At 67.6% G+C, this 25,941-nt stretch carries 17 protein-coding genes; 11 read left to right on the forward strand and 6 right to left on the reverse strand.

Going from position 1 to position 25,941, the window contains the following annotated elements:
- Positions 1-41 precede the first annotated feature (41 nt).
- From nagA to AC1DSO_RS04615, 3 genes are read right to left on the reverse strand one after another with little or no spacing between them, the layout of a single operon-like run.
- Positions 42-1,178 (reverse strand): N-acetylglucosamine-6-phosphate deacetylase, encoded by a 1,137-nt coding sequence (gene nagA, locus AC1DSO_RS04605; RefSeq protein ID WP_477067728.1) that lies wholly within the window; start codon positions 1,176-1,178, stop codon positions 42-44.
- Positions 1,178-2,260 carry an SIS domain-containing protein gene (locus AC1DSO_RS04610; RefSeq protein WP_477067729.1) on the reverse strand — a complete coding sequence of 361 codons (1,083 nt, stop codon included), beginning with the start codon at positions 2,258-2,260 and terminating at the stop codon, positions 1,178-1,180. Before AC1DSO_RS04610 ends, nagA begins: the two co-directional genes overlap by 1 nt.
- Positions 2,261-2,302: 42 nt before the next feature.
- Positions 2,303-3,046: a GntR family transcriptional regulator gene (locus tag AC1DSO_RS04615; RefSeq protein WP_477067730.1), complete on the reverse strand. Its 744-nt coding sequence runs from the start codon at positions 3,044-3,046 to the stop codon at positions 2,303-2,305.
- Positions 3,047-3,318: 272 nt separating this feature from the next.
- Between AC1DSO_RS04615 and AC1DSO_RS04620 the strand changes: the two genes are divergently transcribed.
- From AC1DSO_RS04620 to AC1DSO_RS04655, 8 genes are all read left to right on the forward strand, one after another.
- Entirely contained in the window at positions 3,319-6,090 is a 2,772-nt protein-coding gene (locus AC1DSO_RS04620; RefSeq protein WP_477067731.1) for a TonB-dependent receptor, read from the forward strand.
- 280 nt (positions 6,091-6,370) lie between these two features.
- Entirely contained in the window at positions 6,371-8,662 is a 2,292-nt protein-coding gene (locus AC1DSO_RS04625) for a beta-N-acetylhexosaminidase (RefSeq protein WP_477067732.1), read from the forward strand.
- A gap of 26 nt (positions 8,663-8,688) precedes the next feature.
- The gene (ptsP, locus tag AC1DSO_RS04630; protein WP_477067733.1) at positions 8,689-11,205 is read left to right on the forward strand and encodes a phosphoenolpyruvate--protein phosphotransferase; all 2,517 of its coding nucleotides are present in this window, start codon (positions 8,689-8,691) and stop codon (positions 11,203-11,205) included.
- Positions 11,206-11,210: 5 nt separating this feature from the next.
- Positions 11,211-12,971: an N-acetylglucosamine-specific PTS transporter subunit IIBC gene (gene nagE / locus AC1DSO_RS04635; protein ID WP_477067734.1), complete on the forward strand. Its 1,761-nt coding sequence runs from the start codon at positions 11,211-11,213 to the stop codon at positions 12,969-12,971.
- 11 nt (positions 12,972-12,982) lie between these two features.
- A complete protein-coding gene (locus AC1DSO_RS04640) occupies positions 12,983-14,575 on the forward strand; it encodes a tryptophan halogenase family protein (protein WP_477067735.1) in 1,593 nt (530 codons plus the stop codon).
- A complete protein-coding gene (locus AC1DSO_RS04645; RefSeq protein WP_477067736.1) occupies positions 14,572-15,288 on the forward strand; it encodes a DUF6445 family protein in 717 nt (238 codons plus the stop codon). The genes AC1DSO_RS04640 and AC1DSO_RS04645 overlap by 4 nt, the downstream gene beginning before the upstream one ends.
- Positions 15,289-15,435: 147 nt before the next feature.
- Positions 15,436-18,624 (forward strand): PAS domain S-box protein, encoded by a 3,189-nt coding sequence (locus AC1DSO_RS04650; RefSeq protein ID WP_477067737.1) that lies wholly within the window; start codon positions 15,436-15,438, stop codon positions 18,622-18,624.
- An 11-nt stretch (positions 18,625-18,635) separates the two neighbouring features.
- Positions 18,636-19,058: a response regulator transcription factor gene (locus AC1DSO_RS04655; protein ID WP_477067738.1), complete on the forward strand. Its 423-nt coding sequence runs from the start codon at positions 18,636-18,638 to the stop codon at positions 19,056-19,058.
- Here the strand turns inward: AC1DSO_RS04655 and AC1DSO_RS04660 are convergent, their stop codons facing one another.
- The gene (locus AC1DSO_RS04660) at positions 19,059-19,886 is read right to left on the reverse strand and encodes a DNA adenine methylase (RefSeq protein ID WP_477067739.1); all 828 of its coding nucleotides are present in this window, start codon (positions 19,884-19,886) and stop codon (positions 19,059-19,061) included.
- 274 nt (positions 19,887-20,160) lie between these two features.
- Between AC1DSO_RS04660 and AC1DSO_RS04665 the strand changes: the two genes are divergently transcribed.
- The gene (locus tag AC1DSO_RS04665) at positions 20,161-20,526 is read left to right on the forward strand and encodes a hypothetical protein (protein WP_477067740.1); all 366 of its coding nucleotides are present in this window, start codon (positions 20,161-20,163) and stop codon (positions 20,524-20,526) included.
- 24 nt (positions 20,527-20,550) lie between these two features.
- Here the strand turns inward: AC1DSO_RS04665 and AC1DSO_RS04670 are convergent, their stop codons facing one another.
- Positions 20,551-21,162, reverse strand: coding sequence for a hypothetical protein (locus tag AC1DSO_RS04670; protein ID WP_477067741.1), 612 nt, complete (start codon positions 21,160-21,162; stop codon positions 20,551-20,553).
- A 243-nt stretch (positions 21,163-21,405) separates the two neighbouring features.
- On the opposite strand from AC1DSO_RS04670, the gene AC1DSO_RS04675 reads away from it, so the two are divergent.
- Positions 21,406-24,315: a TonB-dependent receptor gene (locus AC1DSO_RS04675; RefSeq protein ID WP_477067742.1), complete on the forward strand. Its 2,910-nt coding sequence runs from the start codon at positions 21,406-21,408 to the stop codon at positions 24,313-24,315.
- Here AC1DSO_RS04675 and AC1DSO_RS04680 read toward each other — a convergent pair.
- On the reverse strand, positions 24,312-24,509 hold the full coding sequence (locus tag AC1DSO_RS04680; RefSeq protein WP_477067743.1) for a hypothetical protein: 198 nt from the start codon (positions 24,507-24,509) through the stop codon (positions 24,312-24,314). The genes AC1DSO_RS04675 and AC1DSO_RS04680 overlap by 4 nt on opposite strands.
- Here AC1DSO_RS04680 and AC1DSO_RS04685 point away from each other — a divergent pair.
- Entirely contained in the window at positions 24,508-25,782 is a 1,275-nt protein-coding gene (locus AC1DSO_RS04685; RefSeq protein ID WP_477067744.1) for a BNR repeat-containing protein, read from the forward strand. The genes AC1DSO_RS04680 and AC1DSO_RS04685 overlap by 2 nt on opposite strands.
- Positions 25,783-25,941 lie beyond the last annotated feature (159 nt).

The following is a 25,941-nucleotide window of genomic DNA, read 5'->3' on the forward strand; positions in this document are numbered from 1 at the left end:
CAGCGCCCTTTTTCTTGGCTGTTCGATGGGAACGGAGAAGGCTAGGCCTCGACCCCGTCGATCCAGGTCGCCGAGACGTTCAGCTGATCGTCCAACAGGCAGAAGTCCGCGGCCAGGCCCGTAGCAATCCGGCCGCGCTGAGCGTCCAGCCCCAGGAAGGCGGCGGGAGCGGCCGAGGCCATCATAACCGCCTCGTCCAGCGATAGGTTCATCATCGCGATGGCGTTGCGCACGGCGGCGGCCATGTCGAGGTCCGAGCCGGCGAGGGTGCCATGGTCGTCGACACAGACGCCATCGACCACGCGGATGTGGCGGCCCTGCAGGTCGAAGCTCTTGTCGACCATGCCCACGGTCGGCATGGCGTCGGTCACCAGCATGAAGCGGTCCAGCGGCCGGGTGCGCAGGGCGATCCGCAGGGTGGCCGGATCCACGTGACGGCCATCGACGATAAGGCCGCACCAGGCGGTCAGGCTCTCCAGCGCCGCCCCCACCGCGCCTGGCTCGCGGCTGGTCAGCGGCGACATGGCGTTGAACAGGTGAGTGAAGCCGGTCAGGCCGTGGTCCAGGGCCTGGCGCATGGTCTTGTAGAGGGCGTTGGTGTGGCCGGCGGCGACCACCACGCCGGCGTCGGCCAGGTGTTGGATCATGTCCGGCGTCGTGCGCTCGGGAGCCAGGGTGACCAGGGTCTTGCCGACCTTCAGCGAGGTCAGCAGCGCCAGGGCTTCGTCGTCGATGACGCGGAACTTGTCGGCGTCGTGGATGCCCTTGCGCTTGGGATTGAGGAACGGGCCCTCGATGTGCACGCCCAGCACGCCGGGCACGCCCTGTTCGATGGCCGCCTCGGTGGCGCGCATGGCCTGGTCGACGACCGAGAGATCGTCACTGATCAGGGTCGGCAGGAAACCGGTCGTGCCATAGGGCCGGTGAGCCGCGCCGATGGCGGCGATCGCCTCGACGGTCGGGGAGTCGTTGAACAGCACCCCACCGCCGCCATTGACCTGGGTGTCGATATAGCCGGGGACCAGCAGGCCGCCGGCCAGGTCACGACGATCGGCGCCGGCCGGGACCTCGCGCGCGTCGACGACGCCGGCGATCTTCCCGCCCTCGATCAGAACGGCTCGGCCATCGACGACGCCGGCTTCCGTCAGGACGCGGCCATTTACAAGAGCAGCCAGCATCAGACGGTTTCGGTGACCTTGTTGAGGTGGGGCGGGCTGTCGGGATCGTAGCCGCGCGCGACCGAAAGCGCATTGGCCATCCGGTAGAAGCTCTGGATCATCAGAATCGGCTCGAGCACCGGATGGGTCGCCAAGGTCGGAAGCGCCCCGGCGACTTCGCCGTCCGCGCCCGGCGCGGCCAGCAGCACGTCGGCGCCGCGTCCGCGCAGGCCGGCGGCCATGTCATCGACGCTGGAACGGCTCTCGTCGTTCTGGGCGAAGACCAAGGCCGGGAAGCCCTCCTTCACCAGCGCCATCGGACCGTGCAGCACCTCGGCGGCGCTGAAGGCCTCGGCGTGCAGGCCACAGGTCTCCTTGAACTTGAGGGCGGCTTCCAGCGCGACGGCGAAGCCGACGCCGCGACCCAGGACATAGAGGTTGCGAGCCAGCTTCAGGCGCTCGACGGCCGGCGACCAGTCCAGGGTCCAGGCTTCGGCCAACGCCGTCGGCAGGGTCGCCAGGGCCTTGGTCAGCGCCTCGTCTTCCGTCCAGGCCGCGATCAGTTGGGTGATGGCGACGAGCGCGGCGATGTAGGACTTGGTGGCCGCGACGCTGAGCTCGGGGCCGGCGTGCAGCGGGATCACCTCGTCGGCCAGTTCGGCCAGCGGCGAGTCGACGACATTGACCAGGGCCACGGCATAGGCGCCGGCGGCCTTGGCCGCCTTCACCGAGGCCAGCAGGTCAGGGCTCTTGCCCGACTGCGAGATCGCCAGGACCAGCGCGCCTTCGAGATTGGGCGAGGCGTCATAGACCGAGCTGACCGACAGGCCGGCCGACGAGGTCAGCACCCCGGCCTTGGTCTCGATCAGGTAACGGGCGAAGGTGGCGGCGTGGTCGCTGCTGCCGCGGGCGCAGGTCACCACCACGCGCGGCGGGTTGGCGCGCAGGCGCTGGGCCAGGGCTTCGATCTTGCGGGCGTTGGCGCTCAGCTGGGCGGCGGCGACGGCCGAGGCCTGGCCGGCCTCCAGGAACATGCGCGTGGATTCGGGCGACAACCGCGTCTGCGCGGGGATTTCAGGACGGGTCAAGACGGTCGCCTCCAAGCTCTACTCCCAGGACTTCACTACGTTCAGGGCCCAACACATTCAGGAGAGGGCGTTCAGTTCGGCGACGAAGTCGTAGGCGTCGCCGCGATAGTAGGACTGGGTGACTTCCACCGCCCGACCGTCGCGCAGAAAGCCGCGCCGCTCGATCAGCAGGCCGGCGTCCTTGACAGGAACGCCCAGCAGGTCGGCCTGCTCCGCGCCGAACAGCACCGCCCGCAGCCGCTGCAGGGCGCGCACCGGCCGATGCCCGGTCTTTTCCAGCGCCTCGTACAGCGAGGTCTCGACGACCTCGGTGGAGGGCAGGGCGAAGGCGGCGATGGTGGTGTATTCCACGGCCATCGGGGCGCCGTCGGCGTAGCGGATCCGGGCGAAGCGGAAGACCGGCGTGCCTGGCGACAGGCCCAGGGTCAGGGATTCCTCCGGCGTCACCTGGCCCTCGGCGCGGCTGATCCACTCGCTGCGCGGCACGCGACCGCGCGAGATCATGTCCTCAGTGAACGACGACAGCTTGGAGAAGCTCTTCTCCACCCGCGCGGCGACGAAGGTGCCCGCGCCCTGGCGGCGCGTCAGCAGGCCTTCGCCGACCAGCCCGTCCAACGCCTTGCGCACCGTGATGCGCGAGATGCTGAACTCTTCGGCCAGGTCGCGCTCGGCCGGCAGGGCGTCGTCGGGCGCCAACACCTTCTTCTGGATGGCCTCGCGCAAGGCGCGCTGCAGCTGCTTGTAGAGCGGGGCATGGTCGCCGGCGGCGTCGARCCGTCCGATCCGTTCAGCAAACGTCATGTCACAGCCCTCCCTACGTCACCGCGGTCCGCGCAAATTGGCGGCGCCCGTTGCTGGTCTCGATAGCATAGGACCATTTTCATACCAATAAGAACGTGGTCTGCAATTGGTTTCTTTTTGGCCTTGTCAGCTGCAAAATTTCCGTCACAGTCGCCCCTCGAGGCCCGAGAATTTCCGGCATCCGCGTCTTTTTGCGGAATGATTGGTATCCAATTGGTCTTGATAGTTCGGCTCCRGGTCCAAACTGGCCGAGCAACACGGGGAGAAGAATTATGAAGCGTTTCCACAAGGTCCTCCTGTCGACGTCAGCCTCGGTGCTGGCCGTCGCCCTGGCCGCTCCGGCCATGGCGCAGGATAGCTCCACCCAGGTCGATGAAGTCGTCGTCACCGGCATCCGCGCTTCGCTGCAAGCCTCTGTTCAGGCCAAGCGCAACGCCAACGCCGTGATCGACGTCATCACCGCCGAAGATATCGGCAAGTTCCCTGACAAGAACGTCGCCGAGTCTCTACAGCGGGTTCCCGGCGTCACCATCCAGCGTGAATTCGGCGAAGGCGAGCGGATCTCGATCCGCGGCACAGCGCCCACCCTCAACCGCACTCTGCTGAACGGCCACGCGGTCGCCACGGCCGACTGGTTCATTCTCGACCAGTTCAAGGCCAGCCGCAGCTTCAACTACCTGATGCTGCCGTCGGAAATCGTCGGCAAGGTCGAGGTCTTCAAGAGCCCGGTCGCCAATATCGACGAAGGCGGCGTCGGCGGCACGGTCAATGTCCACACCCGCAACCCGCTGGACCTGGCCCCGCTGTCGATCTCCGGCTCGGTCCAGGCGTTCCACGACGAAAAGTCGGGCAATACCGACCCGACCGCGTCGGCCATGCTGAGCTGGCATAACGCCGACAAGACCTTGGGTGTCCTGGTGGGCGGCATCTACGACAAGCGCCGCATCCGCCGCGACGGCATAGAGGTCCTGGGCTACAGCGCGGTCAGCAACGCCTCGGGCACGGGCAGCAACATCACCGGCATCCCGGCCGGCCAGACCCTGCTGGCGCCCAGCCTGATCGGCTCGTCGCTGTTTACCCAGACCCGCGAACGCAAGGGCGCGAACTTCGCGATCCAGTACGCGCCGACCGACAAGCTCGACGTCAATATCACCGGCCTCTATTCCAAGATGGACGCCGACAACTTCAACCAGAACTACATGGCGTGGATCAGCCAGAAGATCGGCGCCCTGGGCACGCCCGGTTCGCAGTTCACGGTGACCAAGGCCGACAACGGCACCGCCGTGGCCGGCACGTTCAACGCGGTCGGCGGCAATGGCGTGGTGTTCGACGCCATCGACCGCCTGGCCCACACCAATGTCGGCTCGCTCGACTTCGAGACCACCTATCGCCCGAGCGACGAGTGGAAGTTCCACGCCCGCGTCGGCTACACCAAGGCCAAGGGCTCTACCGACCTGCAGCCGTTCTGGGAAACCAACGCCCCGACCGGCCTGACCTATGACGTCTCGGGCGGCGTGCCCAAGGTCAGCTTCACCAACATCAACCCGACCACGGCCGACGACGAGATGCCGCTGGGCTGGGTCTCGGCCAACACCACGGTCAATGACGACGACGAGTTCTACACCTTCGTCGACGGCGAGCGCTTCGTGGACGCCGGCGCCTTCAAATCGATCGCGTTCGGCCTGAAGTACACCGACCACGACCGCGACGTGAACCAGACCTACGGCCAGCGTCGCTCGCTGTTCGGCGCCACGGCCTGCGGCGGTCATTCCTGCTCGCTGGCCGACGTCCAGGGCGGCGTCACGCCCAGCGACTATCTGGACGGCATCAAGACCGCGGGCGTGCTCAGCTCGTACCTGACGGCCGACAAGAACAAGATCGAGAAGATCTACGCCAACCTGGGCAAGGCGACGATCTACGATCCGAACAATCCCAATGTCGGCGGCTGTATCGGCCTGGCCAACTGCGATCACTTCGGCCCGCTGGAAAGCTTCACGTTCAACGAGAAGACCTACGGCGGCTACGTGATGGGCAACCTGCAGGGCGAGGGCTGGCGGGGTAACGTCGGCGTCCGCGTGGTCAACACCAAGATCGAGACCAACGCCTGGCGCGTCGGCGTCTCGGCGGGCACGCCGGGCGCGATCAACAACCCGTTTGGCCTGATGGCCCCGACCCAGGGGACCAAGGAGTACACGGACGTCCTGCCGTCGGCGAACTTCTCGTTCGACGTCAAGGACGACCTGGTGCTGCGCCTGGCCGCCGCCCGCGTGATGGCCCGTCCGGACTACGCCCAGATGGCCGGCTTCACCTCGCTGACCGAGTCCCTGCTGACTGCCAGCGGCGGCAACCCGAAGCTCGATCCGTATCGCGCCAACCAGTACGACGCGACGCTGGAATGGTACTTCGCGCCGCAATCGATCCTGTCGGTCGACTTCTTCTACAAGGACATCTCGACCTTCATCATCCAGGGCGCGACCGTCGAGAAGCTACCGCTGCAAGCGGCCGCCAACGACCCGCGCGTGCTGAACACCGCCAACAACTGCGTGCTGCAATCGGCCGGCCTCTACAGCTGTAACTACAGCGTTGGCCGCCCGGTGAACGTGACCGGCGGCAAGACCCAGGGCGTCGAGTTCAACTTCCAGATGCCCATCTGGAACGGCTTCGGCGTGCTGGCCAACTACACCTATACCGACGCCAGCTCGATCACCGACGTGCCGGTGCCGTCCAGCTCCAAGCACATCGCCAACCTCAGCGGCTACTACGAGAACGAGCGCTTCAGCGCCCGCCTGTCCTACAACTACCGGTCCAAGTTCTTCGTCGACTACGACGCCGAGCGCGGCTACCGCCAGCTGTGGTCGGACTCGCTGAAGTCGCTGGACGCCTCGGCTAGCGTGAACCTCACCGAGAACCTCTCGCTGAACATCGACGCGATCAACCTGACCGACGAGAAGCAGACCGACTTCTACGACAACGACAAGAACCGTCCGGCCCGTATCTACAAGAACGGCCGCATGGTGTTCGGCGGTGTCCGCTTCAAATTCTAGGCCCAACTCCGGGGCCTCTCCGGAGGCCCCGGTTCCTTATTTGCGTCGCGCGTGGCTCGGTTCAGTATCCCATCATGATCTCCCAAGCCCCGCCGATCGCGATTGATCCCCTCCTGACTGCAAGCATGGAGCTGGGGCGGGGCGGCCCGAGGCTTTTGATCCGTGAAAGCGGATCAAAAGCCTCAGCTTCTAGGAGACGGAGCATGGCGTTCGCCATGCTCTGGGCTGTCCCGCCCGCTTTTTCACCGCCTGCCTGCCAGTCCAAAGACCGCGAGGCCACGTGATCCTGACCCCGCTCCGCACCGCCGCCGTTTCGGCGGTCGTCCTGGCCGCCGCGCTCGGCGCCTCGACCGCCGGCGCCCGCGAAGCTGCCGCTCTCACTCTGACGCCGGCGCCGGCCAAGGTCGTGCGCGCCGAAGGGGCCTTCAAGCTTTCCGCCGCCACTCGCATCCACGTCGCCAAGGGCGATGTCGAGGCCAAGGGCGTGGCGATCCAACTCGCCGACCTGATCGCCCGCTCGCGCGGCTTCAAGCCGATAGTGATCGAGGGCATCCCCGCCACCGGCGCGGCGGCCATCGTCCTGACCCGCGAGGGGCCGGCCGGCGAGGCCTACAAGCTCGACATCGGACCGCATAGCGTCACCATCGCCGCCGCCAAGCGGGCCGGCCTGTTCTACGGCGCCATGTCGCTGTGGCAGCTGGCGACGCCGGACTCGGCCAAGGGCCCGGTCGCCATCCCCGCGGCCGCGATCGAGGACGCGCCGCGCTTCGCCTGGCGCGGCCTGATGGTCGACAGCGCCCGGCACTTCCAGTCGATCGACACCCTGAAGTCGGTGCTGGACGCCATGGCGGCCCACAAGCTCAACACCTTCCACTGGCACCTGGTCGACGACCAGGGCTGGCGGCTGGAGATCAAGAAGTATCCGAAACTGACGGAGGTCGCGGCTTGGCGCCTCGACCCGGGCGCAGCCAGCAAGGGCCCGAAATACGGCGGCTTCTACACCCAGGATCAGGTCCGCGACCTCGTCGCCTACGCCGCCGCGCGCAACATCACCATCGTGCCGGAGATCGAGACCCCAGGTCACGCCCTGGCGCCGATCGTGGCCTATCCGCAACTGGGCACGGCCCCGCCCGACGCCAGCAAGATGGGCGATTGGGGCGTCTTCCCCTGGCTCTACAACACCGACGACGCCACCTTCGCCTTCCTCGACGACGTGCTGAACGAGGTCATGGACCTGTTTCCGTCGACCTTCATCCACGTCGGCGGCGACGAGGCGATCAAGGACCAGTGGAAGGCCAGTCCCAAAATCCAGGCCAAGATCAAGGACCTGGGCCTCAAGGACGAGCACGCGCTGCAGAGCTGGTTCATCCAGCGGGTCGGCCAGAGCCTCGACAAGCGCGGCCGCCGCCTGATCGGCTGGGACGAGATCCTCGAAGGGGGCCTGGCGCCCAACGCCTCGGTGATGTCGTGGCGCGGCATCGACGGCGCGATCGCCGCCGCCAAGCAGGGCCACGACACGGTGCTGTCGCCGCAGCCGATGCTGTATCTCGACAACGGCCAGAGCCTCTCGCCCGACGAACCGACCGGGCGCCTGCGGGTGGCCAGCCTCAAGGACGTCTACGGCTTCGATCCGGCCCCGGCCCAGCTGTCGCCCGAAGAGCGCAAGCACATCCTCGGCGTTCAGGCCAATGTCTGGACCGAGCATATGCAGACCGACGAGCGCATGCGGCTGATGGCCTTCCCGCGCGCCGTCGCCCTGGCCGAGCGCGGCTGGACGCCGGAAACCGGCGTGAACTGGGACGACTTCGCCCGCCGGCTGCCGGCCGAGATGGCGCGGCTGAAGGTCCTGGGTGTGGCCGCCAACAGCGTGCCGTTCGAGCCGCAACCGGCCCTGTCGGAAGGCGAGGGCGGCAAGATCAAGCTGGCCTTCTCGAACGGGCTCGGCATTGGCGACATCCGCTACACCACCGACGGCAAGGCGCCGACGGCGGCGTCCAGCGCCTATGCCGGCGCTCTGGACTTGCCGATCGGGACGGTCGTGAAGGCCCGCGCCTTCGTCGACGGCCAAGCCCTGGGCCGCGAGCGGACGGTGGCCCTCGACCCGGCCGCCCTGCTGACCCGAAGCAGCGGCCAGCTGAAGGGCTGCACCGACAAGGTCACCCTGCGGATGATCGACGACGCCCCGGCGGCCTTCGACAAGCGCGCCATGTTCACGGTCGATATCCTTGAGCCCTGCTGGATCTGGCAAGGCGCCGACCTCTCGAAGGGCGCATTGCTGACGGCCCGCGTCGGCCAGCTGCCGTTCAACTTCCAGGTTGGCAAGGACCGCGACAAGATCCCGCTCCGCGCCCCGGCCACGCCCGAGGGCGAACTGGAAGTACGCCTGGGCTGCGACGGCGAGCGCATCGCCGCCATTCCCTTGGGCAAGGCCGCGCGAAATCCGCAAGTCTCGACGATCACCGGCCGTCTGCCCGCCCGTCCGGGTAAGGTCGATCTTTGCCTCAGTTTCACGGCCAAGAGCGTCGACCCCTACTGGGTGATCGACCGCGTGACCCTGAAGCCCGCCCCCTAGTTCTCGAACAAGAGTCGTAAAAGCCCGTGCCCAACCTCGTTCTCTCCGCGCCGATGAAGGGCTGGATCGCGCCGCTCGACGAGACGCCCGACGCCGTGTTCGCCGAGCGCATGCTGGGCGACGGCCTGGCGATCGATCCGCTGGGCTCGACCTTGCACGCGCCGTGCGACGCCACGGTGGTCACCGTCCATCGTGCCCGCCACGCGGTGACTCTGCGCGCGGCCAACGGGGCCGAGATCCTGATGCACGTGGGACTCGAGACCGTGGCCTTGAACGGCGAGGGCTTCACCGTCTTCGTCAAGGAAGGCCAGGTGGTGAAGGCCGGCGACAAGCTGCTGGGCTTCGACCTCGATTTGCTGGCGCAGCGCGCCCGCAGTCTGATCACCCCGGTGGTGGTGACCAATCTCGACGCCTTTCAGATCGTCCGCCGCGACCAGGACCGCGAACTCGCGGTCGGCGACTTCCTGATGGAGCTGTCGCCAATCCAGGGCGCGGCTTCCGCCAGCCCGGAGAGCGCCGGCGAGGCAGCGCGCGAGGTCGTCGTGCCGTTGGTCCACGGCATCCACGCCCGCCCCGCCGCCCGCATCGCTGAGACGGCCCGCAAGTTCGTGGCCGAGGTCGCCCTGGTCGCCGTAAACCGCCGCGCCAGCGCCAAGAGCCCGGTCGGGGTGATGTCGCTCGCGATCCGCCACGGCGATACGATCCAGGTCGTGGCTTCCGGCGTGGACGCCGACGCGGCGATCCTGGCCTTGGCCGAACTGATCGAGAGCGGCATGGGCGAGGGCGGTTCGGTTCCGGCTCAAGCCTCCGCGCCGGCCTTGGCGGTCGCCGAAGCCGCGCCCACCGGTCCCGTCGAGCTGCCGCGCGACGGCGTGCTGAAGGGCGTGCTGGCCGCGCCGGGTCTGGCGATCGGCAAGGCCGTGCGGCTGGCCTCGGCCGATATCGTGGTCCGTGAAGCCGGCGAGGGCGTCGCCCACGAGGAGGCCGCCCTGGCCGCCGCGATCGACGCGGTTCGCGCCCGCATCGAAACGGCCGCCGCGAAAGGCGACAAGGCTCGCAAGGCCATCCTCGGCGCGCACCTGGCCTTCCTCGAAGATCCCGAGCTCGCCGCTGGCGCGCGTCGGCTGATCGGCGAGGGCAAGAGCGCGGGTTTCGCTTGGCGCAAGGCCGTCGGCGGCTATGTCGACGCCCTGCGCGGCCTGGGCGATCGCCGTCTGGCCGAGCGCGTCGACGACCTGGTGGATCTCGAGCGCCAGGTGCTACGCGCCCTGAGCGGCGAAGAGGAGGGCGAGGCGGTCCTGCCGCCCGGCTCGATCCTGCTGGCCGACGAACTGTTGCCCTCGCAGCTGATGGGCGTGGATCCCGGCGTGGTCGCCGGCTTCTGCACCGCGCGCGGCGGGCCGACCTCGCACGTGGCCATCCTCGCCGCGGCCATGGGCATCCCGGCCCTGGTCGCCGTCGGCGGCGCGGTGCTGAGCGTCGAGGACGGCGCGGCCCTGATCCTGGACGCCGACAGCGGCACGCTGCGCGTCGCGCCGGACGCCCCCGCCCTCGAAGCGGCCCAGACCGCCCTGGCTCAGCGTCAGGAGCGCAAGGCCGCCGCCAAGGCCGCCGCCCATCAGCCGTGTGTGACTAAGGACGGTCACCGTATCGAGGTCTTCGCCAACACCGGCTCGCTGAACGACGCCTTGGCCGCCGTGGCCAACGGAGCCGAGGGCTCGGGCCTGCTGCGCACCGAATTCCTGTTCTTGGACCGCGAGACCCCGCCGGACGAGGACGAGCAGGCCCGCCAGTACCAGGCCATCGCCTCGGCCCTGGACGGTCGGCCGCTGATCATCCGGACCTTGGACGTCGGCGGCGACAAGGCCGCGCCCTATCTGCCGATCCCGGCCGAGGAGAATCCGGCCTTGGGCCTGCGCGGCGTGCGCGTCAGCCTGTGGCGGCCGCACCTGCTGAAGACCCAGCTGCGCGCCATCCTGCGTGTGGCGCCACTAGGCCAGTGTAAGATCATGGTCCCGATGGTCGCCAGCCTCGACGAGCTGCGCGCCGTCCGCGCCGTGCTGGACGAGGCCAAGCGCGAGCTGGGCGTCGTCGAGCCGATCGAGTTGGGCGTGATGATCGAGACCCCGGCCGCGGCCATGACCGCCGACCTGCTCGCGGCCGAGGCCGACTTCCTGTCGATCGGCACCAACGACCTGACCCAGTACGTGCTGGCCATGGACCGGGGCAATCCGGAGCTGGCCGCCCGCATCGACGCCCTGCACCCGGCCGTGCTGCGGATGATCGACCAGACCTGCAAGGGCGCGGCCAAGCACCATCGCTGGGTCGGCGTTTGCGGCGGCCTGGCCTCCGACCTCGCCGCGGTGCCGATCCTGCTGGGCCTGGGCGTGACCGAGCTTTCCACCACGGCGTCGATCGCGCCGGAAGTGAAGGCCCGGGTCCGTGGCCTTTCCCTCGACACATGCCGTAGTCTCGCGGCCCAAGCCCTGAACCAGACCTCGCCAGAGGCGGTCCGGGCCCTCTCGAAGTCCTTCGGAGCCTGATCCTGATGAAGTCTCCGCTCGAAATCCTGCAGCCGCTGGGCCGGGCCCTGATGCTGCCGATCGCGGTGCTGCCGGTGGCCGGCCTGCTGCTGCGCCTGGGTCAGCCCGACCTGCTCAACATCGGCTTCGTCGCCGCCGCCGGCGACGCGATCTTCTCCAACCTCGGCCTACTGTTCGCCATCGGCGTGGCGGTCGGCCTGGCCAGGGAGAACAACGGCGCGGCCGGCCTCGCCGGCGTCGTCTGCTTCCTGATCGCCAGCGAGGGCGCCAAGACCCTGCTGCATGTCCCGGCCGAGGTCACGGCGGGGCTGATCACGGCGCATGCCGATCTTGCCGGAGCGGCCTACAAGGCCAAGGCTCTCGCCAAGCTCAGCGTGCCGATCGGCATCATCTCGGGGGTGATCGCCGGGCTGTTCTACAACCGCTTCTCTGAGTTCAAGCTGCCGGAGTACCTGGCCTTCTTCAGCGGCCGCCGCTTCGTGCCGATCATCTCGGGCCTGGCGGGCCTGCTGATGGCCGTGCTGCTGGGCTTCGGCTACGACGCCATCAACGGTTCGGTCGATGCGGCCAGCCGGGCCATCGTTGGCTCGGGCGAGCTGGGCCTGCTGGTCTACGGCTTCCTGAACCGGATCCTGATCGTCACCGGTCTGCACCACATCCTCAACAACATCGCCTGGTTCGTGGTCGGCGACTTCCACGGGACGACCGGCGACCTGCGCCGCTTCTTCGCCGACGACCCCAACGCCGGGGCGTTCATGAGCGGCTTCTTCCCGGTCATGATGTTCGGCCTGCCGGCCGCCTGTCTGGCCATGTACCACACCGCGCGCCCGGAGAAGAAAAAGGCCGTCGGCGGCATGCTGTTCTCACTGGCCCTGACCTCGTTCCTGACGGGCGTCACCGAGCCGATCGAGTTCTCGTTCATGTTCCTGGCCCCGATGCTCTACGCCGTGCACGCGGTGCTGACCGGTTTCGCCATGGCGCTGATGAACGCCCTGCACATCAAGCTGGGCTTCACCTTCTCGGCCGGCCTGTTCGACTATGTGCTGAACTTCGGCAAGGCCACCCATCCGCTGTGGCTGCTGCCGTTGGGAGCGGTCTATGCGGGAGTCTATTATGGCCTGTTCCGCTTCTTCATTCAGAAGTTCGACCTGAAGACGCCGGGCCGCGAGGCCGACGACGTCGCCACCGCTGAGAGCGTCGAGACGGGCGGCGGACGCGGGGCCGACTTCGTAGCCGCGCTCGGCGGGGCCGCCAACCTGGCCAGCGTCGACGCCTGCACCACGCGCCTGCGCCTGATCGTCATCGACCAGGGCGCGGTCAACGAGCCCGCTCTGAAGGCGCTTGGCGCGCGCGGGATCGTCAAGCCGTCCGACAAGGCGCTGCAGGTCGTGCTGGGCCCGATCGCCGATGGTGTCGCCGGCGAGATCCGAGCCGCCCTAAACCAAGGCGCCGGGCGAGCGCCCGCGCCAGCGGCTAAGCCGGTCGCCGCCAAGCCCGCGCCGTCCGGGCTGCCCACCGTCGAGGACGACCGCAAGGCCGAGGCCCTGGTCGGCGCCCTGGGTGGCGCGGCCAACCTCAAGAGCGTCGGGACCTGCTCCAGCCGTCTACGCCTGGTCCTCGCCGACCAGACCCGTATCGACGAGGCGGCCCTGAAAGCGCTGGGCGCGCGCGGCGTTGTCCGGGTCGGCGACCAGGTCGTGCACGTGGTGCTCGGCCCCGACGCCGAGCGTGTGGGCGAGGCGGTGCGCTGCCACCTGCCGGCCTGACGGAGCACCTCGTGGATAGGCCGATCGACGACATCCTGATCGTGGGCGGCGGCACGGCCGGGTGGATGACGGCCGCCTACCTGGCGCGGCGGCTGGGGACCACGCGGCCGGACGGGGTGCGCATCACCCTGATCGAGTCCAGCGAGATCGGCATCATCGGGGTGGGCGAGGGCACGTTCCCGACCATCCAGAACACCATGCGCACGATCGGGATCGACGAGGCCCAGTTCATGCGTGGGGCCGGGGCGGCCTTCAAGCAGGGCATCAAGTTCGTCGACTGGAAGACCGCGCCGAAGGACGGGATCCACAGCCACTACTACCACCCGTTCGCCCAGCCCCGCTTGCTGAACGGTGGCCTGGACCTGGCGCCCTATTGGCTGATGGGCGGGGCCGGCGACATCCCGTTCTCGGACGCCGTCACCCTACAGGACAAGGTCTGCGACGCCGGCCGGGCGCCCAAGCGGATCGACGACCCGCAGTACGGCGGCCCGATGGCCTATGCCTACCATTTCGACGCGGGGAAGCTGGCCAACCTGCTGCGCGACGTCGGCAAGGCCACGGGCGTCAAGCATCTGCTGGGCAACGTCACGACGGTCAACAAGGGCGAGGACGGTTCGATCGCGTCGATCAGCACCGCTGAGCACGGCGACCTGACCGCCGACCTCTATATCGACTGCACAGGTTTCGCCGGCGCCCTGATCGGCAAGGCGATGGGCTCGGAGTGGATCGACAAGGGCGACACCCTGTTCGTCGACCGGGCCCTGGCCCTGCAGATCCCCTATGACCGGCCGGACGCCCCGGTCGCGACTACCACCATCTCCACCGCCCACGAGGCCGGCTGGACCTGGGACATCGGCCTGCCCGAGCGTCGCGGCACGGGCTATGTCTTCTCCAGCCGCCATACGACTGAGGACCGCGCCGAAGAGATCCTACGCGGCTATGTCGGCAAGGCGGGCGACGGCCTGACGCCGCGCCTGCTGAAGCTGAAGGTCGGCCATCGCCAGGCGCACTGGGTCAAGAACTGCGTAGCCGTCGGCCTGTCGGGCGGCTTCCTGGAGCCGCTGGAATCGACCGGCATCGTGCTGATCGAGGCCGCCGCCTACATGCTGGCCCGCAACCTGCCGCGCCGAGGCGGGCTCGACGCCGCCGCGCGTCAGTTCAACCAGGCCATGACCGACCGCTACCTGCGAGCCATCGACTTCATCAAGCTGCACTACTGCATCAGCCAGCGCACCGACACCGCGTTCTGGACCGACAACTGCGACCCCGCCTCGATCCCGGAGAGCCTGCAGGATCACCTGGCGATGTGGATGCACCGACCGCCCAACGTGTTCGACTTCCCCAGCCTCCACGAGAGCTTCAAGTACTTCAACTATCAGTACATTCTGTACGGGATGGGCTATCCGGCGACGATCGATCCGGCCGCCCACGTCCACGGCGACCTGGCCCGCGCCGACTTCATCCGCGTGCAGGAGGCGGGCAAGCGCGCCGCGTCCAGCCTGCCCGATCACCGCGCCCTGCTGAACGCGGTCTATGCCCACGGCTTCTCCAGCAAGGCGCCCGACCAGGCCATGGCCGAGGCGGCCGAGACCGTACGACGGTGAGCGACCTGGTCTTCGAAGCGCGACCGGATCCGCGCGTCGAGGTTCTGAGGGTCGGGACTGCGAACACGCCGGTGCTGATCCTTGACGGCCTGCTGACGGGCGGCCCAGCCCTGGTCGACCACGTCGTCGAGGTCGCGGTGCTGGCCCCGGTCAAGGCGGGCGCGAACTTCTATCCCGGCGTCCGCGCGCCGGCGCCGGCGGTCTACGTCCAAGCCCTGGTCAGGGCCCTGCGTCCCCACATGGCGCGGGTGTTCGGCGCGCCGGATGGCGGGCGGGCCGGAGTGACCTGCGCCCTTTCCATGGCCGTGACGCCGGCCAGCGAGGCGACCGTGGTTCAGCGCCTGCCGCACATCGACACCGCCGAGCCCAACCAGCTGGCCATCCTGCACTATCTGTGCGGCCCCGAGCACGGCGGCACCGCCTTCTATCGCCATCGCGAGACCGGGCTGGAGACGGTCGATTCCGATCAGTCGAAGCCCTATTTCGCCGCCCTGCGCCGCCAGATCGAGCGCGTCCCGATCGCTCCAGGCTACATCACGCGCTCCGACGCCCTGTTCGAGCGGATCGGCGCCGTCGAGGCCGTCTTCGATCGGATTATCGTCTATCCCAGCCGCCTGCTGCACGCCGGGATCCTGCCGGATACGCCGATCAGCCTCGATCCGCGCGTGGGGCGGCTGACGGTCAACAGCTTCTATCGGTACGAACCGGACTAGCCGTCCCGTTCGGGCGTGCGTCGATCGAACGCAGGGTCCGGGCCGGGCGCGCGGGGGTTGCACGGATCATGGATAACCCACCCTTCACCCTTTTGCGCCACCGATGGACGGTCCGCATTTTCCGCGCGGTGAAGCCGAAAGTCCGTCATGGCCGTCGAGATCGCCGAAGACGACGTCGCGACCCTGCGCGCGCGCCTCGACCGCATGACCCGGCTGGCCTCGGCCCAGAAGGCGCTGTCGGAGGCCGATCCCGACCTCGACGGCTTCATGGCGGCGATCGTCGTGCATCTGGCCGCGCTGACCGGCGCCAAGGGCGCGATGGTCATGCTGGTGGAGGGCGATGAGCTCGTCTGTCGCGCCGCCAGCGACAGGTCCCTGATCGGCGACCGCCAGAAGCGGACCGAGGGGCTGTTGGGACAGAACGCGGCCGCCTCTGGGGACGGCGCGACGGCGTGCGCTCCGCTGACGCACGCGACCGAGGTCCTGGGTGTGCTGAAGGTGTTCTCCAAGCGCCACGGCGCCTTCGACGACGACGACCTCGACATCCTGCGCATCCTGGCCTCGATGCTGGGCGCCCAGATGTCGCGCCAGCTGGAGTTCGACCAGCGCGAGAAGCTGCTGGCCGAGAAGACCGAGGCGCTGGAACGCGCGGCCTGGGAGACTCAGCAGCGCGGCCGGCTGGAGTCGATCCTTCGCGCCAACGAGGCGCGGCTCGACAACATCATCGCCCATGCCCATCAGGCGATCGTCACGATGGACGGCAAGGGGCTGATCACGGGCTGGAACGAGCATGCCGAGAAGATCTTCGGCTGGAGCGCCGTCGACGTCTTCGAGCGCTCGATCGGCGAGGTGATCATTCCTCCAGACCAGCGCGCGGCGCGGGCGGCGGGCCTCAAGCGCTTCATGGAGACCGGCGAGAGCGACATGATCGGCCGGCGGGTCGAGGTCCCGGCTCTGCGGCGCGACGGGACGGTCTTCCCGATCGAACTGGCGATCAGCGCCTGTCGGACCGAGGACGGCTGGCAGTTCACGGCGCTGATGCACGATATTTCCGAGCGGCGGGCCCAGGAGGAGCTGTTCGAGAACGCCTTCCATCACGCGCCGATCGGCATGGCGCTGGTCGATCTGAACGGCCGCCTGGTCAAGCTGAACGACAACTTCTGCCAGATCGTCGGCTATCCGCTGGACGAGGCGCGGGCGTTGGATTTTCAGACCATCACCCATCCCGACGATCTGCAGGCGGACCTCGAGTTCCTGCGGCAGCTGCTGGCCGGGGAGATCCCGCGCTACCAGATGGAGAAGCGCTATATCCGCAAGGACGGCGCGACGATCTGGGTGCGGCTTTCGGTGTCGCTGGTGCGCGGCGCGGACGGCGCGCCCCGGCACTTCATCGCTCAGATCCAGGACCAGACCGCCCGCCGAGCGATCGAGAACCGCTACCGGCTGATGGCCGAGAACACGACCGACGTCATCGTCACCAGCGATCTGCGGGGGCGGTCGACGTTCGTTTCGCCAGCCTGCGAGGCGGTGATCGGCTACACGCCGGAAGAGCGGCTGGGCGACACCCCTCTGGCGATCACCCATCCCGAGGACGCCGCATCGCTGCACGCGGCCTTCGCGGGACTGGTCACCGGCCAACCGGCGGGCCGCGTGCGCTGGCGGGTGCGCCACAAGCGCACCGACGATTGGATCTGGGTCGAGTCGAACCCCGTGCTGATCCGCGACGAGGTCAGCGGCGAGCCGACCGGCTTCCTGGACGTGATCCGCGATGTCACCGCCCAGAAGCTACAGGAAGACGCCTTGGCCCAGGCGCACCTCGACGCCGAGGCGGCCATGCGCTCCAAGGCTGACTTCCTGGCCAATATGAGCCACGAGCTGCGCACGCCGCTGAACAGCATCATCGGCTTCACTCGCCTGCTGACCGAGAGCCGGGGCCTGGCGCCCGAGGACCAGCGTCGCATCGAGCTGGTGCATGGCGCCGGCCAAGCCCTGCACGCGGTGATCGACAACGTGCTCGACTTCTCCAAGCTGGAGGCGGCGGCCCTGGAGCTGCACGCGGCCCCGTTCGATCCGATCGAGCTGCTGCGCCAGACCGTGGCCCTGCTGGAGCCTCAGGCGGCGGCCAAGGACCTGCGTCTGAAGACCATGATCGACGCCGACGCGCCGGTCAGCGTGGTCGGCGACGCCGGCCGTCTGCGCCAGGTGCTGCTGAACCTCCTGTCCAACGCCGTGAAGTTCACCGGGAAGGGCGGCGTCACCGCCAGCCTGACGCGGGTGGGCGGCGACGACGCCGCCCCGCGCCTGCGGATCGAGATCGTCGACACCGGCGCGGGCATCGCGGAAGGCAAGCTGGAGGGCCTGTTCAACCGCTTCGTCCAGGCCGGCTCGTCGGTGTCGGCCCACTACGGCGGCACCGGCCTGGGCCTGGCCATCTCGCGCCAGCTGATCACCCTGATGGGCGGCGAAATCGGCGTCGAGAGCACGGTCGGCAAGGGCTCGACCTTCTGGTTCGAGGTGGCCCTGCCGCTGGGCGCCAGCGAGGGCGGCGGCGTCAAGCGCGGGCCCGAGGCCGAGCCGCTGCGCCTGACCGGCCGCCGCATCCTGGTCGTCGACGACGTCGAGCTGAACCGCGAGCTGATGCTGGCCCTGCTCAGCAAGTACGGCTGCGAGATCGGCCTGGCCGAGAACGGCGCCCAGGCGATCGAGGCGCTGGGGGCGGGACCGTATGAACTGGTCCTGATGGACTGCCAGATGCCGGTGATGGACGGCTTCGCCGCCACCCGGGCGATCCGCGCCTCGGGCGAGGCGTTCGCCGAGATCCCGATCGTGGCCCTGACCGCCAGCGCCCAGCCCGAACACCTGGCCCGCTGCGAGGCGGCCGGCATGAACGACCACCTGACCAAGCCGCTGAATCCGGGCGCGCTGGAACGGGTGCTGGACATGATCTTCCGCGCCGCTCCGGCCGCCCAGACGGCGGCCGACGCCGACGTGGAGGCGCGCCAGTATCTGGTGGAGTCGATGGGCGCGTCCGCCGTGCGCGCGCTGTTGGCCATCCTGCTGGCCCAGCTGGAGAGCCGCTTCGCCCAGGACGACGCCGATGCCGTGCGCGAGGACGCCCACGCTCTGGCCGGCTCGGCGGGCATGATGGGTTTCCTGGATCTCTCCCGGACCTGCCGCGACCTGGAGGCCGCGATCGAGGGCGGCGGCGACCATCGCGAGGCTCTGGATTTGACACGCGGCCTCGTCGCGCGGACCATCGCGGTCGCTCGGCGCTGGGAGGTGGATCTCGCCGCTACCGATGCACCGGTGCGGCAGGCCGCCCAGCGGCTGCACTAAGGAGGCTCGTCGTGGCCGCGTCCGCCGCCGTCCTGGTCATCGATGACGACGCCGTGGTGCGCCAGTTCGCCGAGCTGGTGCTGGCCCAGGCCGGCTACAACGTCGCGTCGGCGGCGACCGCCGAACTGGGCATGAAGGCGCTGCAGGCCTCGCGCTGGGATCTCGTGCTGTTGGACATCAACATGCCGGGGATGACCGGCCTCGACCTCCTGCGCCTGCGCAGGCACCAGCGGCTCAAGGCGGCGGTGATGATGATGACCGCGCGCGACGACGCCGCCACCGTGCGCCAGGCGATGGAGACCGGCGCCGATGGCTATATGGTCAAGCCGTTCGGCCCTCGTGACCTGCTCAAGCGCGTCGAGGCCATGCTGAACCCCGAGAAGTTCCGCGCCGCGCCCAAGGACAGCGGCCGTCCGCCGCTCGAGCTGGACTAGCTACCAGCTCAGATAGAGCGCCTCGGACACTGTCTCGACGGGGCCGTTCAGCACCTTGGCCACCGCCGAATAGCCGCTGACCAGGGCCATCCTGCGCCGATAGAGCGCCTCGGGCACCTCGGCTCGGTAGATCGTTTCACCGCGGCGGCCGTCGAACGACAGGGCCCAGCGCACGCCGCGCCGGTTCAGGTCGTCCAGCGCCGTGAACAGCGCCGCCTCGTCGATCCCGCCGATATAGCGCTGCTTGTTTCCGGCATAGGGCGGGTCGAGATAGACGAAGTCGCCGGCCCGCGTCTGAGCCAGGGTCTCGCGATAGTCGCGCGCGACGAACTCCACCCCCCGCAGGCGCGTCGACCAGATCTCGACCGCCCTGGCGAAGCTTCCCGGCAACATGCCCTTGCGCGACAGGTGGAACGAGTTGTTGAAATCGCCGTCGCGGCTGAAGCGGACGAAGCCGTTGACGCAGGTCCGCATCAGGAAGTTCAGGTCCTCCGGACGCTTCTCGGCGTTGAAGCGGTCGCGGACGGCGTAGAAATAGCCGGGCAGGTCGTCCTGCAGCCGCCTCCACTGGTCGGCATAGTCGGCGACTAGGGCTTGCGGCTCGGCTTGGGCCATCTTCCAGAAGCCGATCAGCGGCGCATAGAGGTCGCTGGCCACCGCCCCTTCTTGGGCCAGATGATAAAGCACCGCCCCGCCACCCAGGAACGGCTCGACATAGCGCGCATGCGGCGGGGCCAGGCGGACGATCTCGGCCGCTTGGCTGCGCTTGCTGCCCGTCCATTTCAGGATTGACGGGACCTCGCCCGGGGCGGGGCGCTTTTCCTTCACCGGACGGTCTCGGCGGTCCTGGCGGCGAGCATCATGGCTGACCTGTGATGATTAGCGGCGGCGCCGCGAATCGCGGCTCGCGGTCAGTCTATCGAAGGCGCCGCATACCCGTCCGGATCCGCGCGAGTGACAGAGTCTCATGCGCCGCCAAGATCGTATTGGCAGGTGTAGATACAATTTATCATTTTAATATCCAAGATGAATTGGAACTGTTATTTCAGATCCGCTTTCGGGTTTTTCTTCTGAAGCCAAGATTCTTCATCGGGGGTGAACTTTGATTCGCTACGATCTTGATGAATCGCGGAAAGTCTTGAATCTTGACCTGAGAATGGTTCGCAGAGCCAATATCGCGATGGCTTGGACGATCGATCTGGTCCAGCGTGATGCCCGGGTTTGCCAGTGGGACTGGATCATCGATTTCCGCGACGCCTTCGACGACGACGCCGAGGTGTCCCATCTCTCGCGGCTGGCGGCCGTGTTCCCTCCGGTCAACGAGCCGGCCTGGAGCTTTCTGATCAGCCGCGATCCGTATCTCTATCTGTTGGCGCAGGCGATGGACGGGCTGTTTCCGAACCGCAAGCATCTGGTCGTCACGACGCCGGATGAGGCCGATCTAGCCTTGAGGCGCGTGCGTGGATGACCGCCTGAGCGCGGCGTCGCCAGATCACCGCGCCACGACCCCCCGTCCTTCGAAAGGATCGACGGGCTGGATGGTGCCGCTGGCGTCATCGTAGGCCAGGAGCGCGACACCGGCGAGGGGCCGCACGCCAGCCAGGATTTCCAGGTCCTCGGGCTCGAGTGCGCCGGCGTGATAGGCCTGAGCGAAGGCGAGATACGCGCTGAGCGCGGCGTCCAGGCCCGCGGGCGACGGATCGGCCGGGATCAGCATCTTGAAGCGGCTATCGGCGTCGCGCTCCGTCCACACCGAAAGGACGGGAGAATACCGATCCTCGACCGCGGCTGAATCTCGCGCTGGCGCGCGCCGGAACGGCAACGCCATCAAGCGCCGACCAAGCTCACGAAGGGCGGAGTCGAGCACCGGAGCATGGGCCGGGCCCAAGGCCCTGAGCGGGTCGTGGAAATAGGCCTTGGTCAGGAAAAGACCAACGCCGCTGAACGCCAGAAGCGTCATCGACCCCGACGCCCGTGTTCCCATTCGCGCTTCGCGGCGAAACTCCAGGCCATCGACCGCCACGGCCGCCTGGAAGGCTTCGAGGATATCGAGCGGGACCGGGCCCTCGTGAGCCAGGATCAGGTGTGGTGTCGGTGAGTCCATGCGCCCTCCRTGGATCAGACTTAGGAGAAACCTGGGCCAGACCAAGGCGCGAGAGGCTGTCGGCGACGCGATCCGAGGGCTTGTCCCGCGATACTTCAGATCCAGCGCGCCGGGCGGCCTCGAACCATCATTCCAAAAAAATCGGCGGAAAAAATCTGGCCGCTCGTTTCGGTGTCGGGGGGCGGGTCCTGGCTTGCTCCAGCAAACAACAATGCTGAACGGCAAACCGAGGAAACGAACCAGATGACTCTCAAGATCGGTCGAACGACGTGGACGCTGATGCTCGCGTCGACGAGCTTCATCGCGCTATCGGCCTCGGCCCAGGCGCAGGCCACGGCCGGCGCCGCGAAGGACTCCGAGACGGTGACCGAAGTCGTCGTGACGGGCTTCAAGAAGAGCTACGCCGACGCCGTGCGGATGAAGCGCGACAGCGCCGGCATCACCGACTCCATCTCGTCCGACGGCCTGGGCCGTTTCCCCGATCTCAATGTCGGCGAGGCTATCCAGCGTCTGCCCGGCATCCAGATCAATCGCGAGGCCGAGTCCCGCAACGCCACGATCAATCTTCGGGGTCTGCCCGGCACCTACGCCCGCACGACCATCAACGGCCAGGCGTTCGCCGAGCCGATCCTGGACTCGTCCACGCCGCTGGGCGCGTTCAATTCCGACATCTTCTCGGCCATCTCGATCATCAAGTCGCCGTCGGCGGCCGATCAGTCCGGCGGCATGAGCGGGATCATCGACCTGCAGATCGGCCCGGCCCTTGGCCGCCGCGACGGCGGCACGATCAAGCTGGCCTATGAAGCCAACGAGCTGGGCGATCTCAACAGCCCGGCCATGACGCTGGGCTACAACAAGCACATCACCTCGGACTTGGCCGTCTTCGGCGTGGTCGCCTACAAGAAGGAGAAGTTCCGCCGGGATTCCATCAACTTCGTCCAATATACCCAGCTGAACGCGCTGACGACGCCGAACACCAATCTCGCCGCCTACTACGCGCCGACCCCGGCGGGGGGCGCGGCCTGTCCTTCGGGCCAGCAGTGCCGCCCGTGGGGCACCGGCGCCAAGGCCACCAACGGCGTGCTCTTCCCCTCCGACAACCGCCAGATCGTCAAATACAACGAAGGCGACCTGTGGACCGCCGCCGGCGGCCTCGAATACCGCGTCAACGAGGCGCTGAAGGTCGGGCTGAGCGGCTTCTACACGCGGCGAAACCTCGACAAGAACTATACCGATCTGCTCGAGGTGGACGCCCGCCCGACCACGACGGCCGTCAACCCGACCGGGTCGGTGTTCACGCTGGCGGACGGCTTCAACTACATCAACGCCTTCGACTATTCGAACGCCCAGGTGAACCGCTCCTTCCGCTCGGAGCCGACGGTCCAGAAGACCTGGGACGTCAGCGCCAACGCCGAGTACCGCACCGACGCCTGGCGCCTGACCGGCACGCTGGTGACGTCCAAGGCCTCGAACAACCTGGTCCAGACCCAGATCGACGTCCGCAACCTGGCCAAGGCCGCCGGCAACGGCGTGTCGGGCAGTTTCTTTTCCGGCAACGGCGACATCGGCAAATACCTGATGTCGCTCAACCCGGGCGGCGCGCCCACGGTCACGGCGGGTCCCTATGTCTGGCAAGGCGCGGGCAACAGCCCTACGGCGCAGAACGCGGCCGGCGACCAGCTGATCGTGGCCGGCAGCCTGGGCTATCTGACCAACGAGCTCAACTCGGCTCAGGGCGACATCGAGCGGTTCATCGAAAAGGGACCACTGAGCAGCATCGTCGCCGGCGTAAGGGCCGAACGCGCCGAGTTCAGGTCGCGGGGCTACCGGACCAGCGCCAAGGGCGTCCAGGGCCAGAACGTCGACAGCAGCTTCCTGAAGCTCAGCCCCTACGCCGATGATTTCTTCGGCGGCTCGGGCGGCGCCTATGCGCGCAACTGGTACAGCATCGACTACGCCCGCGCGGTCTCGCGCCTGCAGCCGGTGACGACGACGGCGGGCGATCTGGTTACGCCGTCGGGCTGGATCAACGATCCGACCAACGGCTCGTATTCGGCGTTCAACTTCTCGGTCAAGAACGACATCACCTCGACCTATCTGATGGGCAAGGTCGACGCCGAGGTTCTCGGCGTTCGGGTGCGCGGCAATTTTGGGGCGCGCTACGAGTCCACCGATCAGACCATCAACGCCCTGAACAAGACGTTCGACGCCGCCGGCGCCGTCACCTACACGCCGACGATCTATCGGCAGAAGTACGACAATCTGCTGCCGTCGGTGATGCTGGCGGCGGACCTGACCGACACGCTGGTGCTGCGTGGGGCGTCATACAAGACCTTCGTCCGGCCCCAGCCGCGCAACCTCAGCCCGACGACCTCGCTGACCAAGACCGGCAACGGCTTCCAGCTGGCCTATGGCGGCTATGACCTGAAGCCCTACACGGCCGTCTCGCACGACATCTCGCTGGAATGGTACAATCGCGCCAACAGCCTGGTGTCGGTCGACGTCTATCACAAGACGATCAACGACCTGGTGATCGCCGAGAACCGCCTCAGCCGTCTGTGCCCGGCCGACGCGACCGCCTATGGCCTGGGTCATCTGTCGCTGAACGGCACGACCTGTCAGAGCGACATCCTGGTCAACGGCCAACCGGCCGTGGTCCAGATCAGCGGCAACTACAACCAGGACAAGCCGATCAAGGTCGACGGCGTCGAGATCAGCATCCAGCAGAACTTCGATTTCCTGCCGGGCTTCTGGAAGAACTTCGGCGGCGTCTTCAACTACTCCTACGCCAAGATTTCGGGGACCTATGCCGACGGGACCAAGGCGATCCTGCCCGGCGTTTCGAAGAACGCCTTCAACGTCATCGGCTTCTACGAGACCGCGAAGTACGGCGCGCGCATCGTCTACAACTATCGTGACGAGTACATCCTGTCCGGCGGCAACACCTTCACCGGCGGGGCCAGCCGCGTGAAGGCGCGTGGGCAGCTGGACGCGTCGCTGTCCTACACGCTCAACGACCGGTTCGCGTTGTCGTTCGACGCCTACAACATGACCGACCAGCGCCGCACCCAGTACCAGAATGTCGAGACCATGCCGCGCGCCAATGACTATGACGGCAGGACCTACACCTTGACCCTGCGCGGCTCGTTCTAGGCAAACTGCGCCAGGCGGGTCGTCCCGCCCGCCTGGCGATTTTTTGCCCGCCCTTCGCCTGCTTGTCGCACCAGATCAGGACGCCCTTCCGCGATGAACCGTTTCGTATCGAGCTTGCTTTTCGCCTCGGCGCTCTGGTGTGGCGCGGCACAGGCCCAAACCTTCACGCCATCGCCCGGAGCCTCGCCGACCATGAGCGCGCAGGTCGTCTCCACCGAGGCGATCGACCGGGTCTGGTCGGGGCACAGCGTGCGGTTCGCCCTGGTGACCACCAAGGCCGACATCGTGATCGGCTACTATGACGCCAATCGCCAGCTGACCGTGGCGCGTCGGCGCAAGACGGGCGGCGGGTGGACCTACCAGAAGCTGGACACCTGGAACGACTGGGACAGCCACAACTACATCGCCATCGCCGAGGACGCCGCCGGCCGCCTGCACGTGGCGGCCAACATGCATTCCAGCCCGATGACCATGTTCGTCTCGGACCCGTCCGGGGATGTGCRCACGCTCAAGCGCGTCGCCGAACTGGTCGACGTCAAGCTGGAGCGCTCGGCGACCTATCCGATCTTTCTGCGCGATCGGGCCGGCCGCCTGATCTTCAAGTACCGCAACGGCTCCAGCGGTAACGGCGACGAAATCTACGATGTGCTCGACGCCGAGACGGGGAAATGGGCGCGCCTGACGGCCGCGCCGCTCGTCGACGGGGAAGGCCAGCGCAACGCCTATTTCATGGGGCCGGTGATCGGGCCGGACAACGGGTTCCACATCGCCTGGGTGTGGCGCGAAACGCCGATGGCCGAGACGAACCACGATCTCAGCTACGCCAAGAGCCCGGATCTGATCCACTGGTTCAAGGCGGACGGGACGCCGCTGCCGCTGCCGATCAAGCTGAAGGACGCCGAGATCGTCGATCCCGTCCCCGAGCGGGGCGGCATGATCAACAACAACACGCTGCTGGGCTTCGACGAGCAGGGGCGGGTGACGATCACCTATCACAAGTTCGATTCCGCCGGGAACACGCAGATCTACCTGGCGCGCTACCTGGGCAAGGCCTCGAAAACAGGCTGGGAACGGGCCCAGATCAGCCAGTGGAAGAACTACCGCTGGGACTTTTCGGGCGGCGGGTCACTGAAGTCGGAGATCTTCGTCGGCGGCGCCCAGCCGATCGGCGATGGGCTGCTGAAGGTTCCGGTGATCCGGCTTGGCCAGTCGATCGACTTCATCGTGCGGTCCTCGGACCTGTCCCTGGTCGAGGCGCGGCCGGTCGTATCGCTCGCCGACCAGCTCAAGGCGGTGGTCAAGACGCCCGATGACATGCAGGTCAACATCGTCAACGCGCAGGGTGATCAGGGTGAGGTCTACGCCTTGGTCTGGAATGCTCGCCCGCCACACCGAGACATGGCCGCGCCCGACATTCCCGATCCGACCACCCTGCTGTTCATGACCTTGCGGTCCCAGGAGCGGTGAACACCCGCGCGGGAAAGATCTTCCGGGGCGTTCTACCTGCCCGGCGCGCTATTCGATTGACGACTCCGCCCGCCTTAAAGATGATGTCAGTATATGACCTTCCGTTCCAAATAATGGAACGCATAGGTTGTTTGGGTCCACGCCAGGTTGGCCGTCGGC

The organism is Caulobacter sp. P4_E5 (genome assembly GCF_056401555.1).